This window comes from Comamonas sp. B21-038, from assembly GCF_022387135.1.
Classification (GTDB): domain Bacteria; phylum Pseudomonadota; class Gammaproteobacteria; order Burkholderiales; family Burkholderiaceae_C; genus Comamonas; species Comamonas sediminis.
The window spans coordinates 2595034-2620607 of record NZ_CP092462.1; the positions used below are offsets into that span (position 1 = coordinate 2595034).

25 protein-coding genes are annotated in these 25574 nt (G+C 59.0%); 4 read left to right on the forward strand and 21 right to left on the reverse strand.

Annotated elements, in window-relative coordinates; all coding sequences use genetic code 11:
- Positions 1-90: 90 nt before the first annotated feature.
- Positions 91-1035, reverse strand: coding sequence for a LysR family transcriptional regulator (locus tag MJ205_RS11795; RefSeq protein WP_239808648.1), 945 nt, complete (start codon positions 1033-1035; stop codon positions 91-93).
- A gap of 128 nt (positions 1036-1163) precedes the next feature.
- Here MJ205_RS11795 and MJ205_RS11800 point away from each other — a divergent pair, with 128 nt between their 5' ends.
- From MJ205_RS11800 to MJ205_RS11815, 4 genes are all read left to right on the forward strand, one after another.
- Positions 1164-2729 carry an MFS transporter gene (locus tag MJ205_RS11800; RefSeq protein ID WP_239812731.1) on the forward strand — a complete coding sequence of 522 codons (1566 nt, stop codon included), beginning with the start codon at positions 1164-1166 and terminating at the stop codon, positions 2727-2729.
- A gap of 304 nt (positions 2730-3033) precedes the next feature.
- A complete protein-coding gene (locus MJ205_RS11805) occupies positions 3034-3966 on the forward strand; it encodes a pyridoxal-phosphate dependent enzyme (protein WP_239808649.1) in 933 nt (310 codons plus the stop codon).
- Positions 3967-4946: 980 nt separating this feature from the next.
- On the forward strand, positions 4947-6338 hold the full coding sequence (locus MJ205_RS11810; protein ID WP_239808650.1) for an NF038132 family protein: 1392 nt from the start codon (positions 4947-4949) through the stop codon (positions 6336-6338).
- 81 nt (positions 6339-6419) lie between these two features.
- Positions 6420-6833 (forward strand): helix-hairpin-helix domain-containing protein, encoded by a 414-nt coding sequence (locus tag MJ205_RS11815; protein WP_239808651.1) that lies wholly within the window; start codon positions 6420-6422, stop codon positions 6831-6833.
- 383 nt (positions 6834-7216) lie between these two features.
- Here MJ205_RS11815 and MJ205_RS11820 read toward each other — a convergent pair whose 3' ends face one another.
- The 20 genes from MJ205_RS11820 to MJ205_RS11915 form a co-directional block, all read right to left on the reverse strand.
- Positions 7217-8455, reverse strand: a complete 1239-nt coding sequence (locus MJ205_RS11820) for a DmpA family aminopeptidase (RefSeq protein WP_239808652.1) — start codon at positions 8453-8455, stop codon at positions 7217-7219.
- 228 nt (positions 8456-8683) lie between these two features.
- Complete coding sequence (locus MJ205_RS11825) at positions 8684-9223, reverse strand: hypothetical protein (protein WP_239808653.1); 540 nt, start codon at positions 9221-9223, stop codon at positions 8684-8686.
- Positions 9220-9744, reverse strand: a complete 525-nt coding sequence (locus MJ205_RS11830) for a glycoside hydrolase family protein (protein WP_239808654.1) — start codon at positions 9742-9744, stop codon at positions 9220-9222. Before MJ205_RS11830 ends, MJ205_RS11825 begins: the two co-directional genes overlap by 4 nt.
- A complete protein-coding gene (locus MJ205_RS11835; protein WP_239808655.1) occupies positions 9741-10082 on the reverse strand; it encodes a hypothetical protein in 342 nt (113 codons plus the stop codon). Before MJ205_RS11835 ends, MJ205_RS11830 begins: the two co-directional genes overlap by 4 nt.
- 65 nt (positions 10083-10147) lie before the next feature.
- Complete coding sequence (locus MJ205_RS11840; RefSeq protein WP_239808656.1) at positions 10148-10690, reverse strand: hypothetical protein; 543 nt, start codon at positions 10688-10690, stop codon at positions 10148-10150.
- A gap of 9 nt (positions 10691-10699) precedes the next feature.
- Positions 10700-11506 (reverse strand): hypothetical protein, encoded by an 807-nt coding sequence (locus MJ205_RS11845; RefSeq protein ID WP_239808657.1) that lies wholly within the window; start codon positions 11504-11506, stop codon positions 10700-10702.
- 232 nt (positions 11507-11738) lie between these two features.
- A complete protein-coding gene (locus MJ205_RS11850; RefSeq protein ID WP_239808658.1) occupies positions 11739-12803 on the reverse strand; it encodes a hypothetical protein in 1065 nt (354 codons plus the stop codon).
- A gap of 81 nt (positions 12804-12884) precedes the next feature.
- A complete protein-coding gene (locus tag MJ205_RS11855; RefSeq protein WP_239808659.1) occupies positions 12885-13814 on the reverse strand; it encodes a hypothetical protein in 930 nt (309 codons plus the stop codon).
- Between the two features lie 12 nt (positions 13815-13826).
- Positions 13827-19553, reverse strand: coding sequence for a phage tail length tape measure family protein (locus tag MJ205_RS11860; protein WP_239808660.1), 5727 nt, complete (start codon positions 19551-19553; stop codon positions 13827-13829).
- A gap of 87 nt (positions 19554-19640) precedes the next feature.
- Positions 19641-19919, reverse strand: coding sequence for a DUF1799 domain-containing protein (locus MJ205_RS11865; RefSeq protein WP_239808661.1), 279 nt, complete (start codon positions 19917-19919; stop codon positions 19641-19643).
- Positions 19920-19972: 53 nt separating this feature from the next.
- Positions 19973-20365 carry a phage tail assembly chaperone gene (locus tag MJ205_RS11870; RefSeq protein WP_239808662.1) on the reverse strand — a complete coding sequence of 131 codons (393 nt, stop codon included), beginning with the start codon at positions 20363-20365 and terminating at the stop codon, positions 19973-19975.
- A gap of 103 nt (positions 20366-20468) precedes the next feature.
- The gene (locus tag MJ205_RS11875; RefSeq protein WP_239808663.1) at positions 20469-21110 is read right to left on the reverse strand and encodes a phage tail protein; all 642 of its coding nucleotides are present in this window, start codon (positions 21108-21110) and stop codon (positions 20469-20471) included.
- 108 nt (positions 21111-21218) lie between these two features.
- On the reverse strand, positions 21219-21572 hold the full coding sequence (locus MJ205_RS11880) for a DUF3168 domain-containing protein (RefSeq protein WP_239808664.1): 354 nt from the start codon (positions 21570-21572) through the stop codon (positions 21219-21221).
- A gap of 3 nt (positions 21573-21575) precedes the next feature.
- Entirely contained in the window at positions 21576-22172 is a 597-nt protein-coding gene (locus MJ205_RS11885; protein WP_239808665.1) for an HK97 gp10 family phage protein, read from the reverse strand.
- Between the two features lies 1 nt (position 22173).
- Positions 22174-22494, reverse strand: coding sequence for a phage head closure protein (locus MJ205_RS11890; RefSeq protein ID WP_239808666.1), 321 nt, complete (start codon positions 22492-22494; stop codon positions 22174-22176).
- A gap of 7 nt (positions 22495-22501) precedes the next feature.
- A complete protein-coding gene (locus tag MJ205_RS11895) occupies positions 22502-22852 on the reverse strand; it encodes a head-tail connector protein (RefSeq protein WP_239808667.1) in 351 nt (116 codons plus the stop codon).
- Positions 22853-22854: 2 nt separating this feature from the next.
- Positions 22855-23622: a collagen-like protein gene (locus MJ205_RS11900; RefSeq protein WP_239808668.1), complete on the reverse strand. Its 768-nt coding sequence runs from the start codon at positions 23620-23622 to the stop codon at positions 22855-22857.
- On the reverse strand, positions 23603-24979 hold the full coding sequence (locus tag MJ205_RS11905; protein WP_239808669.1) for a phage portal protein: 1377 nt from the start codon (positions 24977-24979) through the stop codon (positions 23603-23605). Before MJ205_RS11905 ends, MJ205_RS11900 begins: the two co-directional genes overlap by 20 nt.
- Complete coding sequence (locus MJ205_RS11910; RefSeq protein ID WP_239808670.1) at positions 24972-25181, reverse strand: hypothetical protein; 210 nt, start codon at positions 25179-25181, stop codon at positions 24972-24974. The genes MJ205_RS11905 and MJ205_RS11910 overlap by 8 nt, the downstream gene beginning before the upstream one ends.
- An 8-nt stretch (positions 25182-25189) precedes the next feature.
- The gene (locus MJ205_RS11915; protein ID WP_239808671.1) at positions 25190-25537 is read right to left on the reverse strand and encodes a hypothetical protein; all 348 of its coding nucleotides are present in this window, start codon (positions 25535-25537) and stop codon (positions 25190-25192) included.
- Between the last annotated feature and the right edge of the window lie 37 nt (positions 25538-25574).

Genomic DNA, 25574 nt, shown 5'->3' on the forward strand with positions numbered 1-25574 from the left:
TCTCGATCTGCAGTGCCGGTGCGGATGGAGACATACACAGTCCACCCGCTGGAGACGCGCAGGCTGGAGCAGTGCAGGACGTGACGCCGTTCATGGTGATTTCTGCACCCCATCTGCATTCAGCAATGCAGGGATCTCTGCCACCAGCGCATCGATGGCCACGCGGAGCTTGCAACGCAATTGCCGCGTCTGGGGCCAGATAGCATGGATCTCATAGGAACGGACCCGGTATGCGGGCAGGATGTGTACCAGCTCACCACGTTGGACATAGCTGCTCAGCAGCCAGCAAGGTACCCAGGCAATGCCATAGCCGGCGACGGCAGCAGCAGCCAGGGCCTGGATATCGTCCATGCTGATTTGAGAGCGCAGTTGCGGGCGATGGCTTGCTGGCGCGCTGCCCCCTGTGGCTGGCAGGGCATTCCACGGCGCAAGCACACCCGATCTCGAATAGCCCAGGACGGTGTGGCCATCGAGCGCCTCCAGATTCCGGGGTGTTCCATGGCGGGCCAAATAGGCCGGAGACGCACCGATGCTGATGTGCTGCGTGCCCAGCAGGCGCGCAGACAACGTGCCACTGTCATGCAGCGGGCCTATGCGTATGGCCAGATCAAAGCCCTCTTCGATCAGATCGACGGCCCGGTCACTGAATGACAGATCCATGCTCAATCGCGGGTACAACCGCGTCAGATTCAGCAGGATGGGTGTCACGCACAACTGACCGAAGCCTTCGGGCACACTCACCCGCAGGCGGCCGCTGGGCTGCATTCGTCCGCTGTCCAGATCCGACTCGGCCGCCTCCAGCTCCTTCAGGGCGCGAATACAGCGCTCGTAATAGATCTGCCCTTCCTCGGTGAGGGTCTGCCTGCGCGTGTTGCGCTGCAAAAGCCGTGTTCCCAGGCGCGCCTCCAGCTTGGCCACGGCCTTGCCGACCGCCGAACGCGTCACACCCATACGCGCAGCAGCCGAGGTGAAGCCACCGGCGTCCACCACATGCACAAATGTGGATACACCGTCGAGAGGGTCCTGTACTGCCATCTTTATTGGTTCCCAAAAGGCGTCATAAGCGGGAATTTATTGCGCTAATCCGGGAATTATATTCCCGCAAACTCGCATGGAGTGTTCTGCACCAGAACGCCGCTTTCCTGTTTTTGGAGCGTTTAACCATGTCCTTGAGAGATACCCATGGATCAACCACAGACCGCCTGCCTCTGACCATGGCCCGCCGCAATCGCCTCGCGCTGCTTTCTGTCTGTCTGGCAGCGCTGATGTTCAGCCTCGAGATCTCCAGCGTGCCGGTGATCTTGCCAACGCTGGAGTCCGTGCTCCACAGCGACTTCAAGGACATTCAGTGGATCATGAATGCCTACACCATTGCATGCGTCTCGGTGCTCATGGCGACCGGATCGTTGGCCGATCGTTTTGGCCGCAAGAGGGTCTTTCTGATCTCTACCGTGCTGTTCGCAGTCGCATCGCTGTTGTGCGGCATGGCATGGAACACGCCGCTATTGATTGCCAGCCGCGCCTTCCAGGGAGCCAGCGGCGGCGCCATGCTGATCTGCCTGGTGTCCGTCCTCTCTCACCAGTTTCCCCAAGGCGCCGAGCGCAGCCGCGCATTCAGCATCTGGGGCATCATTTTGGGTATCGGTCTGGGTTTTGGCCCGCTGATAGGCGGCCTGATCGTCGCCCTGGCAGACTGGCGCTGGGTGTTCTGGGTACATGTATTCCTGGCCGCATTCACGCTGATTCCGGCCGCGATGGCCGTGCAGGAATCCCATGATCCGGACGCCGGCACGCTGGATATCGCGGGCATCGTGACGCTGTCTCTCGCGGTGTTCGGTCTGGCTTTCTTTGTGACGCAGGGCGCATACACCGGTTTTGCCAGCGTGCCCGCGCTGGCCGCCATCACTGTTGGCCTGCTGAGTTTTGCTGCGTTTGTGTGGGTGGAGTTGCATGCCCCGCATCCCATGTTCGACTTCTCCGTCTTTCGGGTGCGCCATTTCTCGGGTGCGCTGATGGGCTCCATGGGCATGAACTTCAGCTTTTGGGCATTTATCATCTACCTGCCCATTTATTTTCAGAGCGCGCTGGGCCAGGATGTCGCGGCTGCCAGTGTTTCCCTGCTGGCCTACACGCTTCCAACGCTGGTGTTTCCAGTGGTTGGCGAGCGCATCGCGATGCGCTATGGCCCGCATATTGCGATTCCGCTGGGGTTGTTTGTCATTGGACTGGGTTTCGTGCTGATGCTGATAGGCAGCCAGCTTGTCCATCTCCACTGGCTGTACGTGCTGCCAGGCTGCCTGATGGCTGGTGCCGGGCTGGGGCTTACCAACACCCCGGTCACCAACACCACCACGGGCTCGGTCGCCCACAACCGCGCCGGCATGGCCTCCGGCATTGACATGAGTGCGCGCATGATCACGCTGTCGATCAACATCTCGTTGATGGGCTTTTTGCTGGTCCATGGCGTGCAGCAGCACCTGCAGGCTGCATTGCCTGGCGCTGTGGATGCCGAGTCACTGCGCAAGATGGCCAATGGGGTTGCGTCCGGCAACTTGCACGCGCTGCAGGCGAGCGCCGACGCCGGCACGTCCACGCCGTCTCTGACCGGCATTGCCCGCGAGGCACTGGCCCATGGCTTCAGCGACTTGATGCTGTATGCAGCGATTGCGGTATGGCTGCTGGCGCTGGGAAGCGCTGTGATATTTTTCGGTGGCAGGCCCAGGCGGTGACCGCCCCATCGCCGAAGGCATCGATGAGGGACGTACAAACGCCGGGGCGCGTCCGCCCAAGCCGCTTGCCGGTATCGCGCAAGCTACCGCTGGCTATTCAGGGAGCACCCGGCAGCGCATACACTGGCTCCTGGTTTTCAGGGCGCTCACGGGCGCCTTGCTGCTTCGCGAGTCCGCACCACCCGTCTGGGCGGGCATGCTGCTGATCCTCAGCAGCTTCGCCTTGGCAAGCCTGCGTATGCCGCCATTGTCAGCACGCCAAATCCCCGCCAACGAACCGCGCCCATCGGGCCCATGATCTGCCATGCCACTCCACATTGAAACCCCTCTCGTCCGATCGCAACCGCTCAGCCTGCTGAGCGCCAAAGACGTCTGGCTGAAGTTGGACGCGTTGCAACCCTCGGGCTCTTTCAAGCTTCGCGGTGTAGGTGCCCTTTGCGAAGCCCATGTGCGCCAGGGCAAGAAGCGATTCATCTCCTCGTCCGGCGGCAATGCCGGAATTGCGGTCGCCTATAGCGGTCGTCAGCTTGGCATCCCGGTGACGGTCTACGTGCCGGAAACCACGACCGCACGCGCCAAGCAACTGATTGAACAGGAAGGTGCCGCAGTTGTCGTGCATGGCGCCTCCTGGCAGGAGGCCAATACGCTCGCGCTGGCGCAACTCGATGACGACACCGCATTCGTGCATCCGTTCGACAACGAGACCATGTGGCAAGGCCACGCGACGATGGTCGATGAGGCGGTGCGCGCCGGGGTCGAGTTCGACTGCGTTGTGCTGTCCGTGGGCGGCGGCGGCTTGCTCTCCGGTGTCGTGGCAGGCCTGGACCGCAATGGGCTGAGCAAGATGCCCGTGGTAGCGATCGAGACGGCAGGTGCTGATTCGCTGTCGCAGTCTGTCCAGCATAGTGCCCGCATCGAGCTGCCTGCCATCACCAGCATCGCCACGTCGCTCGGCGCAAAGCAGGTGTGCGAGAACGCTTTCAACCTGACCCGCACGCATGACATTCGCACGCACGTCGTCACTGACCTGGAAGCACTCGACGCCTGCGAACGCTTCCTTTTCGACCATCGCATTCTCGTTGAGCCAGCATGTGGCGCTTCGCTCGCCCCGCTCTACAGTGCCCAGCCTCCCGCTCTCGACGGGTTGAAAGCGCCGTTGGTCATCGTTTGTGGTGGCGCTACGGCGACTGTCGAACAGCTGCGCCTATGGCGGCAGCAGCTGGGTGCTGCCGCCTGACAGAGACCGCAGCGGCGGCGCCATCCACCCGCGCCCGGGTGGAGGTCGCGGGCTCCCGCATCGCCAGAGATGCGCAGAGGCTGTTGGGCGCAGGGGCCGCCAGCTGCTGTGCAGCCTTACTCTTTTGGTGCCGCGCTGCGCTATCCGGTCACTGCCCGGTGAACTCTCCTGCTGCATCTGCCGTTGAAGGCAAATCGCAACACCCACACCTTGCGGGCGCCATCGCCCCTCAGCAAAAGCCACGGGACAATGCCTAGCGCAGGCGCTCCCGCCTTCGGCACCGGGGCTTGCACAGCCTCCATGTCACTGCGAGCCTTGGCATGCTGCCTTTCCAAAAGCCTGTAAGCCATGGCGCAGGCCATGCATACGATGGGGTCGCTGGGCCACGCCTGGATGAATCTGGCTGCCGAGAGGTCGATAGCGGGATTTCTCCCCGGCAATCCGGCCGAAAAGACCGCATTGGCGGGTTTTGCGGTATGGAGGGCCCCGAAAACCAAAAACCCCTGAGTGCGAACACTCAGGGGTTGGTACTTGGCGGAAACGGAGGGATTCGAACCCTAGAGAGTGAGTTTTACAGCGTATCCAAGCGGCTTTTCCAGAGGTGAGCTATCCGCCTGGATACGCTGGAATTGGCTCATTTTGGGGCAGATTTAGGGATGGCGGATGCTGGACCAGGGGCAGCCCGCTGGGTCTGCGCCGCATGCAGGCGGCTCCAGAGCCAGGCACCATCCACCCCACCCAGCCGCCCGCAGACGCGGGCTTTTTTGCGCGCTTTTACTGACGGCTCCGGGTTTTCACTATCACTAATTTCAGGGATAGACATTTCGTGACAATACGTTCACATTCATACATTTACTGAAAACTGCAGAGCGATTCCTTTTTTTGCTCAAGTGTGTTCGCTTTAACGGCGTGATTAATCCCGCAACAACGACATTGAAGAAGCATCCAAAGTTTTTACAGCTCAATTATGAGGAGAAAACATGAAAATTACGACCCTATTAGCTACAGCCGGATTATTTTTTTCTGCCCAGTCCTGGGCAATTGACACCACTGGCTGGACATGCAGCAATCTTATTGGGTGTGGCACATCAACGGCCAACGGTGTTGTAACTGACGCTCCTGTTGCGGGAACCACTGGATATGCATGGGTAAGCACACAACAGAGCAGCGCCACACCTCCTAATTTTCCCCTTTCCGGTCTCCCCACTGGAGTTCCGACAGCTCAAATTAGTAACGGCGCAACCTACACTTCTCCCACATTTGCCGTCCCTGCGGCTAATTCACCTATTAGTTTTCAATTTAACTATGTAACCAGCGACGGCGGAATCTACTCAGATTTTGCATGGGCGAGACTCTTGGATAGTTCAGGGAATGAAGTGGCGCTTCTTTTTACGGCGCGTACAGATCCAGTGGAATCCGTAGTGCCTGGTAACGGAATGCCACCGCATCAAGCAACACTCACTCCGCCAAGTGTGCCAATCATTGCGGGCGCTCCCAGTTGGACACCATTGGGGACTGTTAACTACGGCACGAATACATGCTTCAATGCAGGCTGCGGCTATTCTGGTTGGGTTCAAGCTACATACAATGTTCCTTCTGCAGGGTCCTACCGTCTTGAAATTGGAGTAGTTAACTGGTCTGACACCGGTTATCAGTCCGGACTCGCCGTCGATGGACTACTTGTGGCAGGACAACTGCCTTCAAGTTTGGCTCTTACGAATCCCGGAACATTACCAGCCATGACCCAGCCTTTGTACTCTGGTTCAGTCGCAAACCCCGGCTCATCCACAACGGTGGACCTAGTGATCACTGGTCCTAATGGATACACCGAAAACATTCAAGTTACGCTGAATCCGGACAATACCTATAGTACGCAAGGTGCAGGTTTGCCTGCCGGTCAGTACTCTGTGACCGCAACTCTCACGGGTTCGACTAGCACTCAAACGCAAGACTTTACGGTTACAGCACTTCCTGTAACGCCCCCCGTCATCAACGATGCAAGCTTCAGCACTCAAGCAAGTAACGCAGTTATTGGGAATGCAGGCAATGGCGGACAAGTCCCTCCTGACTCTGTCTTCGAGGTATTGACACCACCCGCTCAAGGGCAGTTGTCCATCGATCCATCAACTGGCGCGTTTACATACTCACCCACTCCCAATTTCTCGGGTACGACTACGGCTACAGTTCGTGTATGCTTGCCGACACCAAACAGCACGGTGTGTGACGATGCAGTACTCACATTTAATGTGCAAGGCAATGGAAACGGGTCTTCTCCAACCCCAGTACCCGCCGTGGGCGGCGTTGGCCTGCTTCTGCTCTCGGGGCTGTTTGCTGGATCCATGGGCATCATCCGCCGACGCAAGTCGAACTGATCGGCAGCCCTCTTCGGAGGGCTTTTTCACGTCTCAACCTGGCCCTATTCCATAGGACATAGCTCGCCTATGATGTTCAGCATGTCGGAAGAATCAGGAACCGAAACCCCATTGAGCAGTTTGCTACCCAAGTACGTGACACGGGTTCTAGCGCGGAACGAGATCACCAACGTGGAGGGAGTGCGTAAGGCCTATCCGTATGAGCTGCTCAACTTATGGGGCTTGGGACTTCTTCGCTTCAGGCAAATTGAGACTGTCCTGTTCCCAGGTCAGTTTTACATTCCAGAGCGAAGCTACCGCCCGATAAAACGGGTCAAGAGCTCGTCTCTTAACGGCGTCCTATCACCAGCTACTGTCCAAGCCCTCGCTCGTGGGGGACTCTTTACGGCTGAACAGCTTGTTGAATTTGAGCCAAAAGATCTGCTGAAGATCGAAGGCTTTGGACCTGCGAAGCTCAGGGAGATCGAGAAGATCTTCTATCCCAGCAAACGCTAAGAGCTGCCTCGCGGTTGGAGGAAGTGGACGACGTTGCCTGAGTTGTGAATGTATGGTGCCTGTAGTCCGCCACTTAGAACAGCCCCACAAACAGAAAAAGAGCCTCCCCAGTGCCGTAGTGGCGCCGGGGAGGCTATGTCTATTTCAGCGCTGGTCGGGTGTAGTTGGTAAGCACGCCACATGCAGCAGCTCGAACACATCAGCACCAGAAGCTAGCTGTTCGACGGGCCTTGTAGGATTCTCCAGAGAATAGGCTCCTCGCTCCCCTTACGCACCGCGTGTGATTTTCTGGACTTCGAAAACACCAGGGACAGCAGCGCACCCTTGAGTCCGCTCCAGGCAGTTTTGAAAACCCTTTCTTTCTGTTAGAGCGGCGCGGCTAATTACCGAATCGCGTTGTATTTTTTCAAGATCTTGACAGTCTCGTCGATTGGCAGGGCGTCGACCACATGACCATCTACGCCCTTGGTCGTGGTAGCACGCAGCAGTGAGTTGTAGATAGCCTCCTCGGTTGCTTCAACCGTTGCCAAAAAAAGTGGCGAGACTGAGCCATTACCCAGCACCGGCGTAGTGCGCAGCGCTTCTGAGGCCTTCACACGCACCTGCGTGGCCGTGCTGAAGGCAATCACGTAGTCTCCACTGCCATTGGTGGCGGGTGACCCCGTCCGCGCCAAACCCATCATGGCGCGCTTGGCCAAGCGCTCTAGATTTCGCGCACCCAATGGCGCGTCCGTGGCCACCACCATCATGATGGAGCCATCAGCCTTGTCGCTAACCTTGTCCAAATCAATCACATTAGCCGCCACTTGAACTGGACCACCGGTCGCGCTGGACTGCTTGTTGGCTTTTTCACGCTCAAGCTCCTCTTTCAGGAAGTAGCGGCCTAACTCTTGTCCCACGGGCGCGCCGTTCATCGTTAGCACTCCTCCAAAGTTGGTTTGCACCAGCACGCCTACGGTATAGCCGCCCGCACTTTGTGGCACCACACGCGATGCGGTTCCAATTCCACCCTTGAAACCAAAAGCCTGCGTACCGACACCCGCGCCCACGACACCCTCCTGCACCGGGCCTTCATTTGCACTCTTCAATGCAGCGAACACCTCTGCCTTACCGACATGGCGACCGCGAATATCGTTGAGGTAACCGTCATTGGTCTCGCCCACCACCATATTGATCGAGCGCACCTGTTCGTTGCCTGGCAGGCCCAGCATCCAGTCCATTCCCGCATCGGCCACGCGCGGCACATTCAGCGTCCCTGTTAGCAAAATGGGGGATTCAATCTCACCCAACTCTTTGATCTGCGTGACGCCCATCAGCTTGCCAAAACCGTTGCCAACGTAGACCGCAGCGGGCACCTTCTCTTGAAACAAGTTTCCACCGTGCGGCAAGATGGCTGTCACGCCAGTGCGAACACCCTCATTCTGGATAAGCGTGGTCTGGCCTACACGCACGCCCGCCACATCGGTAATGGCATTGAGCTTGCCCGTCGGCAATACGCCGTTGACTAGACCAATATCACGGGCACGCGGGCGCTGCGCGACGTTGTCGGCATTTTGCGCATAAGTGGAGGTGAGCGATGCAGCGATCAATGCACTGGCTAAAATCGAGCGTGTAAAACGCATGGTGTGCTTTCTAGTGAAGTTGGAGTTGCATTACCCTCAGGGGCGCATTTGCACCGCAAGGCGCCTAGATCGGGTAGCGGCGTATTTTCAAGCAACAACCATGCCATGCTCGGTCGCCAAGCAGACAACATGGACTTTGATAGGCTTGACCTCTCTGATGGCCATGTTTGGCATTAGTAGACTCCGTAGGCGTCAAGACTAAATTCCAAACCTCCTCCGGGCGGTTTTTTATTGCGCTGTGCAGGCCTGGTCGCTGTCGTCGCCGTTCAGCCGGCGCTCGATGTTCACCTGGTTGCATAGCGCGGCTACTTCGGCGTCTCGTCGCCTAAGGTCGCCTCCGAGGCTTGCGACCACGCCGAGGCCTTCTGCAAGCTGTCGGTCGAGGGCTGCCGCTTTATCTGCAAGATCGCTGTGGGCAGCGGCGTCGGCCTGGGCTTGCGCACGATAAGTGGCGGCTCGGCTGTCGGTGTCGCGGTGCAGGCGCTCAGCGCGGGCAAGCTCAGCGCGCACATCCACATCAATGCCAGTCTTGAGGTTCGCCAGTCGATCGGCGTTGTAGATCGTTTCTTGGGCATGCTTGCTTTCCTTGATCGCGGTTTGGGTTTCGTCGGTGCGGGCGGCTTTGGCGCGGGTGGCCTGGCCCTGGGATTGCTCGGCGCGCAGCTCGGCGATGGTCTTGCTGGCCTGCCAGCCTTTGACAACCCAGCCGGCGGAGAAGGCCAGCGCGGTGATGACGGCGGCGAGAGTGGATTTGACCTGCCAGGTCATGATTGCTCCCCGAGGCACTTGGCCTGTCGCTCCAGCTGCCGGGTCCATACCCCTTTGCAGCCTTTCGGGCCCCAGTTCTGAGGCAGTGAGCAATCCCGGCCCGCTTGCTTGCGCCAAGCAGGCAGAGCATTGCAGGCCTGCAGGTACTCACCATTGAGGAGGTGCCGGCGCATGGAACTGGCCCGCCAGTTGGTGATGCCAAACTGGTAGGTGAAGTCCATGTACAGGTCATACTCGCCCTGTGTGAGTTTCACCCCTGGCAGGCTGGCCCGGAACATGGCTTCGTCCTTGCTCTTGTGGTCACGCACGATTTGCAGGGCCCTTTCCTTGCTGATGGGCGGGTCTGCCAGAGTCACGCGGGTGCCGTCTTCGTAGACCGTAGAGCCGTAGCCAATGGTCGGCACATCGCCCTGTGTGGGGATGTAGGGTGCAGAGCGGAAGCCCTCCGCGCCGAACAAGCTCAGGATCGCCGCGGCAGAAACAGTAAGGGCCGCCACTGCGACCCGTTGCTTGTTGCTCATGATAGGTCCGCCCTCTGCGTCTCGCTCATCTGGCGGTACTCGTCCAGCGTGATGATGCGCGGGCCCAGTCGTGGCTTGACCCAGCCCCAGCGCTCAAACGCCGGCCGCCATAGCTTCTTCCAGAACCACTCGCAGATGAGCAGCACCGTATAGAGCGCCGCCACGATAGAGGCAATGGTCCCCCACGGGATGGAGTTCACCCAGAACCAAGTCTCAAAGCTGGAATTGACCGTCGCCGCCTGGGCGATCTTGTCTGCCACATCGGCTTGCGCGGCCGTGGCCAATGTCACCGCACTGGTTGCCTTTGCGATCGGCATGCTGATATCTGTGCTCTGCATTGAGACACTCCCTCAGAAATAAGAAAACCCGCCGAAGCGGGTTGTGTTGTGTGTTGTGGCGAGGGCTACAGGGTCTCGGCGTACCCGAACAGCTCGTGCAAATCGGCCTCGGTCAGGTTCAGGCCTGCCGCCAGCTTAAGCACGGTGGGACTGTCCGATTCGATGGCCGCCGATCCCTGCCAGTCCACCAGGGCCCGGTAGCGGTCGAACTCATCGGGGATCAGGTTGATCTGTGCCTCAATGTCCTCGTTCTTGATGCCCTTCATATCGAACAGCGCAAGCAATGCCTGGCGCTTGGTCACGGTCACCCGTGCAGCGTCTCGTGCCGCTTGTTCTGCTGCTAGCCGATCGGCTTCCAGTTGAGCCAGCTCATCAGCGCTCAGCGGCACGACTTCCCACTGCTGCAGATAGCCTTCCTCTGTCTCCAGTGGGGCCAGCTCCACTGCTTTGTGGGTGGTCTGAACGAACGCGGGCGGGCTTGCCGGCTCTACCAGGGCATACTGCTCTGGCGCCTCAAACGGCACGGGAAAAGACATGTTGTGGGCGTGCCTGGAGATGATGTCAGCCTGGCTCAGCGGGTAGTCGCCTGTTTCTTTGTCGATGTACATGCTGGTCCTTTAGATTGCGTTGCCCAGGCGCGTGCCCGTAGCTAGCCAGTTGATATAGGCGTTGCCGTCCACATAGTTGCCTGCGGCCTGCCCTGCACCTGGTGGGAAGACTTGAATCAGGTTGTAGTTGCCAGATGCAGTACCGGACTCGCCACTTGCGCCAGGCTGGCCAATGGCCCCTCCATTGCCCCCGCGTCCGCCTGTTGAGACGCCAATGCCACCGACCGAGGATCCTCCAAGCGTCTCGGATTGCCCAGAATCGCCGTTGCCCGCAGGCTGCAAAGTCAGTGTGCTGGTGGTAGTGAAGCCCGCACCTGCCCCTCCAGCTCCGCCATTACCTGCGGCGTAGTACGAAGGTGAGTTAGGGTTTTGAATGCGCAAGGATCCGCCGGTCCCGCCTGCGCCACCGGCGCCGAAGATCGTGCCGCCCGCATTGTCGATATTGATCAAGGTTCGGGTGTAGAGTCCAAAGGCGCCGCCAACCATTGCGCCAATTCGCCCGCGATTGATGATGGTGAGCAACCCGCTTGGGATATTTGCAATGCTGAGCGCCGCTACATCCACTCCCGCGTTGATGGTGCAGTAAAGAGGCTCGTAGCCAACCCAACCCGCAGAAATAGCAAGAGCCCGGATATCCGGGCTCCTGACGCTGGCTGTAATGGTGATGTACACCGGGCCTTTTAGAAGGAATGGTCTATGAGCCATTTCAATAGTTCCCCTGATAGGACCCGAGCCATTGATCGGTTCCAGTGGATTGGGGCCGCCTGAACTGGAAAAGATGAATCTTCGCAGTCTGGAGATTTTGAGGAAGCCCACCACCCCATACCCATCTCACATTTGCAGGCCAGGTCATTGTTCCAGAAACCAGATTTGCCTCCACTTCAAACATCATGCAGTCGGCCGGTCTGTTCACAAATGAGAAAACAATTGCACCTGATACTGTGTCAGCAAAGTAGGTCCTCTTAGACAGATCACAAACTCCGCCTGTAAAGGGCGCTGCAAGGGTTGTTTGAGCAAGTTGTGCCGCATTAGCCATGTCATCCCCTAATCAAAACCAATTGCCTTTTGCAAGGCACGATATGTAATAGTTGGTCGCAGCACGAGACGCGCCAGAGGACACAAAGCAATTCCCCCAACTTGTAGTCGTCTGTGGTGTCGAGCCGCTAGTAATAAATGCACCGGCGCCGCCTGAGACAGTCAAAGTTACAGACGGGGCCTGTGGCGAGAAAGCCCTGGCGAAAGAGCCAAGATTAACCGCAGGACTGTACAGAACACCACCTCCGTCACTATTGGAAATCGCGGTATTTACAGTTTGGATTTTTGAGCAAAATTGCGTTCCATCTGCATACCTCACATATTCCCCATCCGAGTTACTACCTCTCTCCACAATCGGGATGCTGTTCATATTCAGCCCGCCAGTAAAGTTTTGGGAGGCTGTCCAGATATTGGAGGTTCCGATAGCGGGCTGCGCGGCTGTAAATGCCGTCAGGCCAGAAACCCGCATCCAATCTCCGGATATGGAGTCGTACTGCAACACGATCTGGAAACCCAGAACATTCATCGTGAAGTTCTCAGCATCACCGCAGATGGTTTTGCCGTTGCGCGAGATCACAGGCGTCAACGTGCCAGAGACATTGGCCGCCGCCACGACCATCCCGTGCCAAGGCGCAGCAGGAAGCAGCAGCACCGAAGTGCTGGAAGTCATCCGATACAAGCCACGGTCCGCCGCATTTGTCGTCCCAGCAGGACAAGGCAGTACCGTGAAATCGTTGCGGCTCACCTCACCCCAGTAGGTGGAACCCAGAGCCGGGGCCTGTGTGGTCACGTTGGCCAGGTTCAGCTTGAGATACCACAGGCGCCCAAGGTGGGTAACCGTGGCCGGCACGTTCAAAGATCCGGTGAGAGTGGACCACTCCCCTTTGTAGTTCGCTGCAGCAAAGGCGCCATTTGCTGCCGTTTGCACATCGACCAGGCGTGCGGCTGCCGCCTCCGCAGATCCTTCAGCTGCCAGGGCCTTCAGCCTTGCTTCCTCAGCATTGTTATAAACATTTTGGCCAATTACCGCGATTCGATTTCCGAAGCCAGGCATGGCCGAGCCCCAATCAAATGCCATATCGTCATATGCCGATTCGGGCGTGTTAGGCCCTGGGAACGGTGGCAATTGGGGGTCAATAGGAGGTACTGGAGTTGCCATTTAGACAATCCCTTTCACAAAGATGTTGGCCTTGGTAATGGCCTGGTTCTCAGGCGACAGATCCGAAGTCACAAAACCGACCGAGCTGAGATAGCGAAACTTTTCCTGCCGGCTCGCAAACACTGAAACGGGCGTGTCCTTGAGCTGCACCAGCGCTGACCAGATGCGGTTTGCGTCCTCGGGATTGATTGCAACGGGAAGCGTCAGATTCGTGGCACTGCCGCGCGGGACCTGCCGGTATCGCCCATCCACCCCTTCTGTCCTGGTGGTGTAGTTCACGACTTCTGCCCGCGCCGTGTACAGAACACCAGGCCGCCCCGTGAACAGGCCCATAGTCACCCATGAACCAATCGAGAAGAAACCCACGCCTACATCGTCTGTCGCACCGCCAGTCACCTCCAGCGTCACCAGCACTCGGGGGCGAAGTGTGATCCCATCCACCCGAAAGCTGGTTACTGGCGTTTTGGGACCATAGAGGTAGTTCCAGAGCGAAGGCCTTGAGGCGCGCAGCGAGCGGTCGATGGGCGGGCTCAAGTCCTCCCCAGTGTCCGCATCCTTGACGGTCAAGGTGAGCCGGTTGCCAATAGGGTTGTGCACAGCTATTCCAGAGACAAAACGCATGAACAGCACATATTTGGCCGACCCCTTGCGCCCTACCCCTGCGGTCTGTACTTCGTTATCAAAAGGCGCCCAGCGATTACTGGGTCGCATATCCTCCCAGGCGCGCTGGTCGATGTTTGGCGGCACGGTCGCGTCAGCGGGAACCACTGCACACTTCCACACTCGCCGCTGATAAACGCGCTCTGTACCCACTGCCACAACCTGACCCGATGTCCATGCCACCTCACCAGCTGTAGCGTCCACCTCAGGCACGGAGCCCGGGCGAAACGCTGCATCGGTGATGGGGATGGGGACTAAGACAATTGCCATGCCCCTTCCTTTCTATTGTTGAACGCGAATACGGTTCACAACCTCAGCGGTTATGACCGATCCGCCATTGGTCACGCGATCCAGGTTGTCGGACAGCTTGCGGGCATGCTCATTGACCGAAACCACCACAGCTTCCACGCGCAAGAGAATGGCCTCTACACGCGCAGCCCCTGCAGCCGTATCTGGACCACGAGACTGGCCGTGAACTGCTTCCATCAGCGCGCGGTTTTCGGCCGCTGGAATGATCCGCTCGCCCTTGTGGATGTTCGCCGTCATGTCGTAGGGCACATAGTTCGTACCCACGGCAAATGACTTGCGCTTGACCCACAGGCCTTGCTTCGCATCCCAGTCCCAGCCGCTGCCGTAGACGTTCTGGCCGGCTTGCATGGCTGCCCACTGCTCGGCGGTCAAGTTGCCTGACCCGATCATCAAATGGCCGTCGTACTCGGACTGCCCTGCGGCATACTTTTCGACAGTGCCATCCGACCACATGGCTCGACCGTCTGCCGTGAAGCCGATTACTCTGCGCCCCACCGTGCCGGAGACCGTTCCACCGAGTGCCGCGCCTGAGCCTCCACCCGAGCCGCTCCCGGTTGGTGTGACTGCGCCGCCCAGCCCAGCCTTTGCAGCCTCCTCCTTCTTAATCCGCTCCTGTTCCTTGGGGTCCAAGAGCTTATAGAGGGCATTGACGGCATCTGTAACGCTGAGCGTCGCATCCACCTGGTCTTCACCAAAGGTCTGCCAGAAGGTCTGGATATCGTCCAGGCGCTTAAGCTGCGAGGTTGCCAAGTCGATTTGCTTCTGCGCATCGGTCTTGGCCAACTCCGCGAACTCGCCCAACTCGTCCAACTGGCCAGCAAGAACCTTCTTGTCATAGTCCAGCTCCGCCTGGGTGGCGTAGTTGTCCATGACGAGGCCGCCAGTGGCTGCATTGATCGCGCTTTGCGTCTGGTCGTAGTCTCCAAAGCCAAGGCCTCGGCGCGCATTCTCGAGCGCTTGCTCGATGTACACCATGCCGGCCGCAGCCTGCGAGTTCGCCATGTCGTCCACGCTCGCCCGCAGAGACTTGGCACTGCCCTTGAACAGGTCCACATAGCTGGACGCCTTTGTGAAGGCATCCTTTGCGTCCGCTGCAAACTGGTTCCAGTACTCCTTTTCACGGGAGATGGCGGCTTGCAGGTTCTGCTGGGCCAGCGTCTTGGCGGCCTCATCGGCCTTGGCCTTGTCCTCGGTGTCCCAGATCTCAACCTGCAGTTTCACCAGCTCTGGATCGTTGAACTTCTCCAGCTCCTTAATCTGCTTGGCGCGCTCCAGGCGGGTTGCTTCCGCATCGTTGCCCTTGGCACGCAGCAGCTGAATCTGCAGATCGCCCTTGAGCGAGGCAATGTTCTCGGCAGAGGTGTAGATCATGTCGAACACATCCACGAGCCCCAGCAGGCTGGCAAAGAGCTTTTGGCCCTCTTCCGTGCTCTTGTCGATCCCGTTGATGTATTCCTTGAACGCCTCGCGGCTTGCCGGCATGGTCTCAATGCCCAGCTTTTTGAGCTGGTCGTTGAGCAGTCGCGTCTGGTTCTTCACCTTCTCTTGGTCGGTGTAGAACTTGTCGTAGTAGTTGCCGGTAGCTGCAGAGAACTTATCAGCGCCCCCAAAGGCATCGATGATGTCCGAGGCCATATCAGCACCGGCCAGCGACGTATCCATGAGGGTGAGCCCAAGCATGTCGAAGACGGAGTTCACGCTAAAGAGCGAGTCAGAGAGGCGGGTAAGTGCCTGCACAGCCGTTTCACCTGCACGCACGTACTCGCTCATAACGAATACTTGCTCGGTGATCGTCTCTGTCACCTCGCGGCCAACCATGCCGTATTGCTGGGTGTCGCCATCGGATGGCAGTTCGACCCTATCCCACTGCATGCGGGCCACTTCGCGGGTTTGCTCCTCCCATTTGCCAAGAACCGAGCGCGCCAATTCCTCATTGGCCTCCGCCAGCGCTTGCTGCACCTTTGCCGATGCCTCCTCTTGCGAAAGCCCCGTCAGGTTCAGCCCCTTGCCGCCGGTGTCCGGGTGGATTTCGTCCAGCCCCAGGGTCACCTTCATGGCCCGAATCGCGTCGCCGTCAAGGCCCAAGCTATCGGCCCGAGAGGCTGTGTCCTCACGCATGCCCTTGAAGGCATCCTGCAGAACCTTGATGGGTCCCTTAGAGCCTTCAATGGCTCCGTCGTACTGTGAGAGCATGTCCAAGCGGCTGTACTGCTGCTGGATTTGGCGCTCACGGTAAGCGTTTCGGGCATCGTTCGGGTTATCGGCGATCTCCTTTTTGAGGCGCTCGATCTCTGCCTTGGACTTCTCGATCTCCTTCTCTGCCACCAGGTAGCGGTACTTCGGACCGCCAAACAGGCTGCCGCTTTCTCGCATTAATTGGTAGCCGTAGAGGTCGCCACCCAACTCGCCAGTAATGCCACTCCCGACTTGCTTTTCCTCCTTGAACATGCCACCCAGATAGGCTGCGATCAGCGGCACAGCCATGACCCAGCCGCCAGCCGCCACCCATTCGGATGCACTGGAAGCCCAGGACGCCTCTGGAATTGCCGCTCCACCCGCACCTTCTGCAAAGCCGGCCCCTGCTGGTGCTGCGTAACCCGCTGCAGGCGCAGCTTCGGTGCCCCACCCCGCCAAGTTGGCCAAGTAGCGCGACCCCTGTCCCACAAGACCTTGGCCGGAGTACAGGCTGTAGCCAGTCGATCCAGCACTGATGAGGTTCCCAACATTGCCGCCGGCAGAACCTTCAGATCCGCCGCCAAACAAGCTTGCAAGGAAGCCTGCACCAGCACCTATCAAACCCGTGACGTTCGCGGCGATATTCATCACGAACTTCTGCGCGAATGCCTGGTAAAGGGCGTCGGACGCAGAAGTCAAGATGGTGGTCTTGAGCGACTTGCCAAAGGCCTTGAGGCCATCAGCGCCGTTGTTCACGAAGTCAGCGAAGCCTTGACGGAAGATGTCGTTGTATTTCTCGGCGTTCTGCAGCGCATACTCTTCTTGTATCTTGCCGATAGCAATCTGGGTGTCCACCTCGGACTTCTCCCAGATCAGCTTGCGCCGCGCCGCCTTCTCGCGCTCGTTGTCATCGCTGTTGTCGCTGTATTTGGTCTTTTCCACTTCAGCGATCTGCTTGGCAACCTCCAGATCGATCTTGCGAACGGCCAGAATCTTGCGGCGGGCCACTTCATCCATCCCCAAAAGAGAAATTCCCTCCTGTTGAAGAGCCAACTCTTCTTTGGCGGCGTCCAGCGACTTGCCCATGGTCTCGCTGAATTTCTTGAAGTCCAGCTTCTCCAGGCCTGCAATCACAGCCTGTTGACTCGCAATCTGTTTGTCCAACGCGGCCATGTACTCAGGATTGGCGATCAAGCCCATGTCGGCTTTCTGCTGCTGCAGCTTAGCCAACGTCATGCGCTCGATCTCTACCCGGGCCTTGCCATAGACGCTCAACGATGCCTCCAAGCGAGCGGCTTCTTCTGAGGTCGCGTCAGCGCTCTTGTACATGCCCTTGATCAGAGCATCCTTGGCCTTCATCGACTCTTCGGAGGTCTCATTACTTCGCAGCTGCGCTCCCAGCTCGTCTGCAATCGCCTTGGCGTTTTTAAGCTTGGCGACGGTTTTCGCATCGGTCGCTTTCTCCATCTCGGCGGAGATCTTCAGCGACTCGCGCTCGCCAGCATTCAGGTCCTTTGCCGCGAGACCCAGCTCCTGCAGCTGCTTGCCGTACTGGCGGGCCGCTTCTAGCTGAGCTTCAAGCCCAGACAGACGGGTGTCGCTCATGCTGACGCCGCCAGTCTTGCTCGGGCCTTTCTCCTTGTACTGGTCGCGCAGGCTGGCCTCGACCTTGGCGAGCTGTTGCGCCAATTCGCTGCGCTTCTTGAGGTCATCCTGAGGGACGAATGACAGCTTATTGTTGTACTCCTCCCGAGCGGCAGCCAGAGCCCGAGTCAGCTTTTCCGACTTAGTCAGATGCTGGTCGAGCGTTTCCTGCCACTTGATCGAAGCCTGGGTGGCTTTGGCGGATACCTCTTGCGCTGCGGCGTTCATCTGCTCAGCCGCGGCATTATTCTCAAGCTGCCACTCTTCAGCGCGCAGTGCCTCGATCCGCTCCTGCACGCGGCGCTTAGTCTCCGCAGTCACGCGACCGGTTGCAGCTCCGCCCCCAGTCTCGCCCCAGCCCTGCTGATCGATCAGCGAGTTCAGCTCCTTGCGCACAGCACCCAGTCGATCATTGATCGTATTGGGGCGGCCCACATTCAGCATTGCATCCCATGCGTCAGCAGCAGCGCCCTTGATGGCGTTCCACGCACGCTCTAGGTATCCCAGGCTTTCCTTGATGGTCTTGCTGCGATCGCGCATAGCGCTGTCCAGCGCATCCATCGCCACCGCTGAGGCCTGGGCAGACTTGCCTTGATCGTTGAGGGCCTTGATCTGCTCGTACACATCAGCTGTGAGGAAATTCATCCCCTCATTGAGCTTGACGACAGCACTTAATGGGTCTTTCTGCAGGTCCGCAAATTGCTTTGCCGTGTCACCCACTGCCTGGCCGGTGGCCTTTTCCCATTCGATAGCGGTCTGCGCATACTTTCGCAGCTGGTCCGCACCGGTCACACCAGCCTGTGTGAAGGCCACAAGCGCTGCAGTCGCCTGCGCTTGAGTACCCACAATGGCGTCAATCTGGCGCGCATATTCCGTCAGTTGTGTGGTGGTCACGCCTGCCGCATTGCCCGACAGGGTGAGTGCCTTCACGAAGGCAATCTGCTCTTGGTGACCTTGATAGTACGCAAGGCCTAGGGTCGCAGCAGCAGCCGCTGCTACAGTGAAAGGATTCATCAGGCCCAACACATAGCCGCCCAATGCCTTTGCTGCAGCGCCAGCGCCGCCAAACATGTCCTTGAGCTGGCCACCCTGCTGCAGCAACACGGTAAGCGGCGCCTGGCCGGCCTGCAAGCTCACAACAATATCGGTGAACTGGGCGGGCACGTTGCGCAGCGCGGCATTCATGGCAGCCGCACTCATTCCAACCTTCCCCACTCCGCTCTCAGCCTCACGCAGCTTTGCAATCATTGGCGCTGCTTGGGTAGCAACACCCAGTTGCGCTGCCTGCAGCTCCAGAAGATCGGCACGGGTCTTGCCGATGGCGCTCGACTGCTCGCGTAACGAGTTGAGAAAAGCGCTCTCACTGGCCGCACGCTTTTCAGCGGCCGACATGCGGTCCAACTCCTGATTCCAGAAGCGCACGTAATCTGCCGACTTCGCAAGCTGCTGTGCTTGGCGGTGCTTCTCAGCAAATACGTTCTGGCGGCCCACCTCCGCCTCAGCAGCCTTGAAAACCGACAGCTCACTCTCTGCATCGCGCAGAGCCTTGATGTAAGGCTGCAGGCGCGAGGCATCCATGCCCCGCATATCCATCTTGAGCTCGAAGCTGCCCGAGAGGCTCTTGGCAGCCTGAGCGGCCTGTAAAGTCTCCTCGGTGGCCTTGCGCATGGCAGAAGCGATGCGGCTCTCGGCGCGGGTGAGCTTTTCCGCTGCATTCTCAGCACCGTCGCCAATGGCGCCCACGCCCTCGGCGGCCTTCTGACCGGCTTGGTTGACCTTGGCGGCCATCTTGTCGGCGTCATTGCCAATCTGCTGGAAGGTCTGCGAGGCCTCGTTCTCAGCAGCAACAGTGAAGCCGAATTTTTGGTTTTCAGTTGACATGCTGCGCCACCAATAGAAAAGGCCCGCCAAAAGGCGAGCCCAAAATGAAAAGACGCCTTGATGGCGTCACACCTAATCGCGAGAAGCCTAGGCCTTGGCCCGCTTCTTCTCTTCAGCCTCACGCTCTTCCATCCAGATGGACAGAACTTCAGCCTCGATCACCCGGATGCCGTCAAACAGGTCTTGATGCTCGTCTGGCGGCAAGCCCATGCGGTCGAGTCGGTAGAACAGCACGTTGTAGTCCAGAGCATAGGCACCGACTGCGCCAGCACGCCACTGGTTGCGGATTTGCTCCCAGAGGCTCCAAACTGGCTCAGTCTCCGGCCAGAGCAGCACGATGTCTTTCGCATAGTCTGACCGTTTCATGCCGAAGGCCGCCATCTCTGCATCGCTGGGCGGCGCTTCGTACTTCGCCCGGGCTACGCTTCGGAGTTTCCCAGGTAGCCCTCGGTGCAAGCTGCACGGTAGGCGCCCCACAGCGCGGCGCCGGCGGCTGGCTCTTCGTTGAAAAGCTGCGCCAGGTTGTCCTGGGTCAGCTCGATGTCCTCCAGATTCCAGCCTTTGAGGAATTCCAGTGCCCGGGCAGCATTGGATGCCATGCCCTTGACGGCCAGGCTCTCAAAGGTGATCTTCTCGCCGTCCGTGCCGACTTCTGGCTTGGCCTCGGCGTTCTCATCCAGGAACTTGGCAAACTCCTGGCGGGTGCGGTATTTGAACTGGCAAGAGACCTTGGCCTTCTCGCCGCTCATCAGCGGGATGTCAACGAATGCGGTGATGGTTTCGGGGCGCTTGCCCAGTACGATTTTTGCCATGATGTGTTCTTTTCAGTGGAGAGGAAAGATAAAGCCCGTGCCCAGCCGCCCGCCCCACTGAAAGGAGCGAAGCGGCTGGGTCGGTGCAGAGGGTTGATGCCGCTTAGTAGCGGACTGGGCGACCGTTCAGGGAGAAAGTCGCAGTCACCTGCATCACTTGGCCCTTGGACAGGGTTGGGGTCTCGTTGAACGAAACGTAGCCGTTGTAGAGGATCGCCGATCCATCGGGCAGAGTTACTTTCAGCGCGCGAATGTCGCGGCGTTCACCTGCGAGCTTGAGCGCCTGGTAACCGGCCAGGGTTGGGTCATCACCAATGCCCAGGGTGATGGACTGGGCGCTGGTCACAGTCGGCAACTGGCGCTCGAAGTCGTCTTCCAGGAATGAGCCCGTCCAGAACTGCTGATCACCGCCAGAGGTCTGGAAGTCCAGAATCTGGGAGATCTGCGTCCAGGCCGTGATCTCGCGCAATGTGCTGCCGGTGGGGCCTGCAGGGAAGCGGTTCAGATCGGTAGTGTCAGCACCAACCATTTCGAGCGAATTGGCCGCGACATTGCCCGCCTTCCAGATACGCTCACTGACCTTTTGCCAAGGCGTCTTGAACTCGAAAAACGAGTTGTTGGGCACTCCGTGCGCCGCCGAGGTCAGCACCGCAGGGTTTGCGTTGGAGATGGCCGTCACGGACTTGACGGCGCCGTAAGCGGTAGCGATTGCGACGGTCGAGCCGTCAGGGAGACGAATAGCCATAATTGGGCCTTTCAAGAACGAAAAATCCCGCTCGGCCATTGCTTTGCGGGTGGGATCAGCCCATGACGGGCACAAAAAACCGGCCTAAGCCGGAGTCTGGGTGGGTTGCTATCGCTTCCCGGTTATGGAGTAAGACTGCAGGTAGCCTGCAACGTCGTCCGCATCATCAAGCGCGGTAATGGGCTCGGACAATGGACTGGCGGCAAACTTGTCGGTCGCTGCCAGCACGGCGGCCTGAGCGGCCTGCAGGAGCCGCAGCGCATCCAGGCCGGTGCTGTCATAGGCATTGATCTGGATCTGCGCATTGCGCTTGTCTCCCTGGTTGTTGTCCAAGAAGATGATCGGATCGCCGCCGAGGTGCTGCCAGGTGATGTATTGCCCCTTGGTGCCCGATGGCGCAACGCGCATGAACACCTGGGGGCAAACCGTCTTCAAGACGGCCTGCAGATCAATTTCAAGCACTTTTTACCCCTTCCTGATGCGTGCGATAAGCGTCTCTTGCGCCGCAGCCAAGGCCGCCGGCATGGCGCTCGATGCGCTGCGCATGAACGCGGTCGCAGGATGCTGCTTAGGGCCGCCTGGCCGCAGAACGTAATAGGCATCCTTCTCTGCAAGCGATGCCCGGCGTTTGGGTTTGGGCGTGCCAACCTTTTCAGGTCGAACAAGCGTCACCCATTGCCCTCGCTTGTTTGTGATGGCGACATACCGCTGCGTCCAGCCGTACTCAAGCAGGTGGCCATGCGGCGCCTTCTTGTGGTTCCAGCTGATGTGATATTCGGCGCGATGGCCAGTCTTGGACTTCTCCGGGCTGAAGGCCTGGTAGATAGACCGGTCCAGATTGCCAGTCACCTTACCGATGCCCTGCACGTTGAGCTTCACACGGTCGTACACCACCTGGGCCGCCGCTTGCGCAGCTGGCCGAATGGCTTCCTTCACCCCATCATCGAGCTGCTGCAAATATTGCTTTAGCCCGGAGGTGTCCAAATCCATGGAGAAGGTGTTGCGCCCGCCAAGTTTGCGCTGACCGTTGCGGCTGAGCGTTGTATCGCTACGGCGCACCATGTCACACCACCAGTTTGCATGACAGATCAGTGAACTTGCGATCCAGGCCTGGCAACACCGCCTCAATGTCGTAGTTCTGGCCCAGGTGGACCATACGCATGCCAGCGTTGACATCGGTTCGCCAGCGGATGCGCGCCGAGGCCTTGACCACCGAGGTGTCAGCGCCTGAGCGAATGGACTCAACGCCGGACGGGTGCCGCACATAAGCCCAGAGGGTGGCGAAGTCCTCCCATGCCTCAGGCAAGGGCTCACCCACCTCGTTAGCACCGCCAGTGCGGCGCTGGATCGTAACGCGGTCGCGAAGTTGGCCAATGGTTGTCATCGATTCCTCACGCAATAGTGGGTTTTCGCAACGAATACAGCAAGGCCGTAGCACCTCGGGGAAGTGGGTATCCATGGCCGGTTTTCACCGCCTGCTCCATCGATCCGTCTCGGTCCTCATAGAACCATCCCACAGTGAGCAAAATGGCCTGCTGCACCCGGCGAGCGCCGCGAACAACCTGGCCATCCTCTCCCGTTTTAGGCTCTCCATCCGCATCAAACAGATCACTCGCAGGAACGCTGATGTAATCCAACACCGCATCCGTGGCCGCATCAATCTTCATATGCAGGTCAGCATCATCATCGTTTGTGTCGCTGCGCAAATGCTCTCGAGCCTGGGTTATCGTTATGATTTCCATCGTCAACCTCCCAGCTTGACTGGTGCTGATTTGTCGACTCCATCTCGCCCGTCTCGGCCATCACGCCCCTTCTTGACAGCCAGCGCCCATGCATCCTCATCGGTGCCGGGCTTGGCGGTCACTGCATCGTGCTTGGCGTGCCAGAGGCTGCCGCCGAAAGTCACACAGTCGCCTTTGTCGTAGCTCTTGGCCTCGGAGTAAATCCCCTGATAGACCATGTGCGAGAGCTTGACGGCATGGGTGTACTTCCATGCATCGCCTTCGCGCTGGAACAGAATCTTGAGAGTCCGGCCATCGGCCTGCATCTCAAATGCCGCGTCTTCTAGCTGGAAGGCATCCAGTCCATCAGCGCCATTCTTGCCATCCGCACCATCGCGCCCGTCGCGTCCATCCTTGGGTATAGGCATCTTGGCAATGGCTGCATCCAGCTTGTCGGCTGCTCGGCGCTCGAAATCCAGTTCCCACCGGGCCATCTTCTCGCTCAGCAGCGCGTCGGCGTCCTCGATGGTGAAGCTCCTGCCATCCACCCCATCCTTTCCGGGCTGGCCATCCTTACCATCTAGGCCGTCACGCCCATCTGTACCGGGTTCACCGTCCTTGCCGTCACGCCCGTCAGCTCCATCCTTGCCATCTCGGCCAGGTTGGCCAGGCTCTGCAGCCTTGGTGCGCAGCTCCTCCAGCGCTTTGAGGCGTTGAAGCACAGGCGCAAGGGACTCGGCTACCACCAGGGAGACCACCTCCGCGATTGAATCAAGTTGTTTTGTGTTCATGGGCGTTTGCCTTGCGAATGCGGTCAGCCAAGTAGGCGACCTGTTCAGGGGTTAGCCCCTTGTCCTCTTGAGGTGGTGGCGCCACAGGTGGCAGAGGCGCTGGAGTTGTCGTACCCTGGTCGATCCGGTTCAAACGCACCTGCTCCAGCGGATAGTCCTGCTGCTGCATGTACACCGTGTCGCCACCCTTCAATGGAGGCAAGTTCACGCGCTTGCGGGCGTTGTTCGGCGCCAGGATCCGGCCCTTCACACCTTCAGAGAGCGTTTCCATCAGGGTCTTGGAGTCCATCCGCATCAGGCCATCAATATCGACCTCGATACCCTGCTTGATGCCGTCAAACCCCATGCCGTCATCCATTACTGCCTCAAACTCCTCAATAGGCGACTGCAGGCAATCCGAGTAATAGGCCCGATCCAGCGCTTCAATGTTGTTGTAGGCGGGCGTCTCCCCAACCCCGACCTTGTACCCAGGAACATGGAATACTGAGCAGATTCGCTCATCCGTCCAGCGCAGGGTTTCGATCAACTGAGAATCGCTTGCCGTCTGGGCCATGGGCTCAAACTTCATGCCTTCACCCAGCACCGCCACCTTGCCAGCGTTCGCGCCCGAATAGCCCGACTGCCATTGTTCCTTGATGGAAGCTGCGTTTTCCGGCGAAATCGTCCCGGGCGCAATCAGAATCCCGCTGGGCGTTGCGCTGTTGGCGAAGAACTGCATAGTGTTGTTTTGGATCTTCACCCCAATGCCCGCAGCGATTGCCGCTGCATACAGGGGCGCGACACCCACCAGCGGGTGATACAGGCAATTCATGCGGTCGTGGATGATCGCCTCTGCCGGCGCAATCACCCCCTGCTGCAGGCCCGCCAAATTGTCTTGGCCAAGCTGGTAGAAAACCGTGCCGTCATCGGACACCAAAGGCGTCACCATGTCGGGGTTGAGTATGTAGATACTCTCAATCTCCCCCTTGGCATTGAGCTGCTTGAGGCCATAGGCGTTGCCCTTGGTCAGCTTGGAGGTCTGCCACCACTGCTTGAATTGCACCTGGTTCTGGTAGCGGTTCGGGCGGCGCAGCAGGCGATTGATCGCGTTGGCCGACTGATCTTCTGTCCAGATGCCATCTTTGTCACACACCACCTTGCGTGCGCGCAGCTTGCCGAAGTCGTTGGAAATCCGGGTCACACAGGCATACACGATGGGGGAAGAAAGCACATCCTCTTGGCTCAGCGCCTGATTGCGTTGCCAGGCGCCAGCAAACGATTCTTTGATGATCGAGCGCCATCCACCACTACCGCTATGCACAGGCGCTGCCGATGGACTCGCCGCCTTCGTGATTGCTGACGCCAGTGTTTTAGCCATCACTCATCCCCTTCAACACGACAGCGCTGTAAAGCACCGCCAAAACACCGCCAGCAGCGCAGCCCAGGCCTACGCCGAACTGCATGCCCACGCCCACCGCGATCAGCGCGGCGCCGCCCACCGAGAACACCAGCAGCCAAAAGAATGCTGATACCAGGAGGGAGCCTAGGAAATTGGCCAACTTGGCGATGCTCTGCTTCATGGGCCTCCTCAGTTGGCCAGAGCTGCATCGCGCAGTGCCGCGCGCACCTTGTCAGCCCCGGCGTTGTGGTGGACTTTGACACCGCGCTCCTTTGCCAAGGCATGCAGCGCTGCGGCATCCAGGCCGTCCAGCTCATCCATAGGGACAGAGGGTGGGGCCGCAGGGGCAGTGCCGTCCGGAGCCAGTGCGGGCTCTTGCGCAACAGGTGCAGTGGCTGCGGAAGGTGCAGGCGCTGGGGATGGAGCAGAGACGGCTTGCGCCTCATAGCGACCATGGCCCAGGAGCTGCAGCACTTCAGCTTCAGCGCGCGTCATGCGGCGCTCGCGGCCACTGTTGTAGGTGAATATCACATTCATTGCGGATCCTCTTGTCTTGAAAAAGGGGGCTCCCATT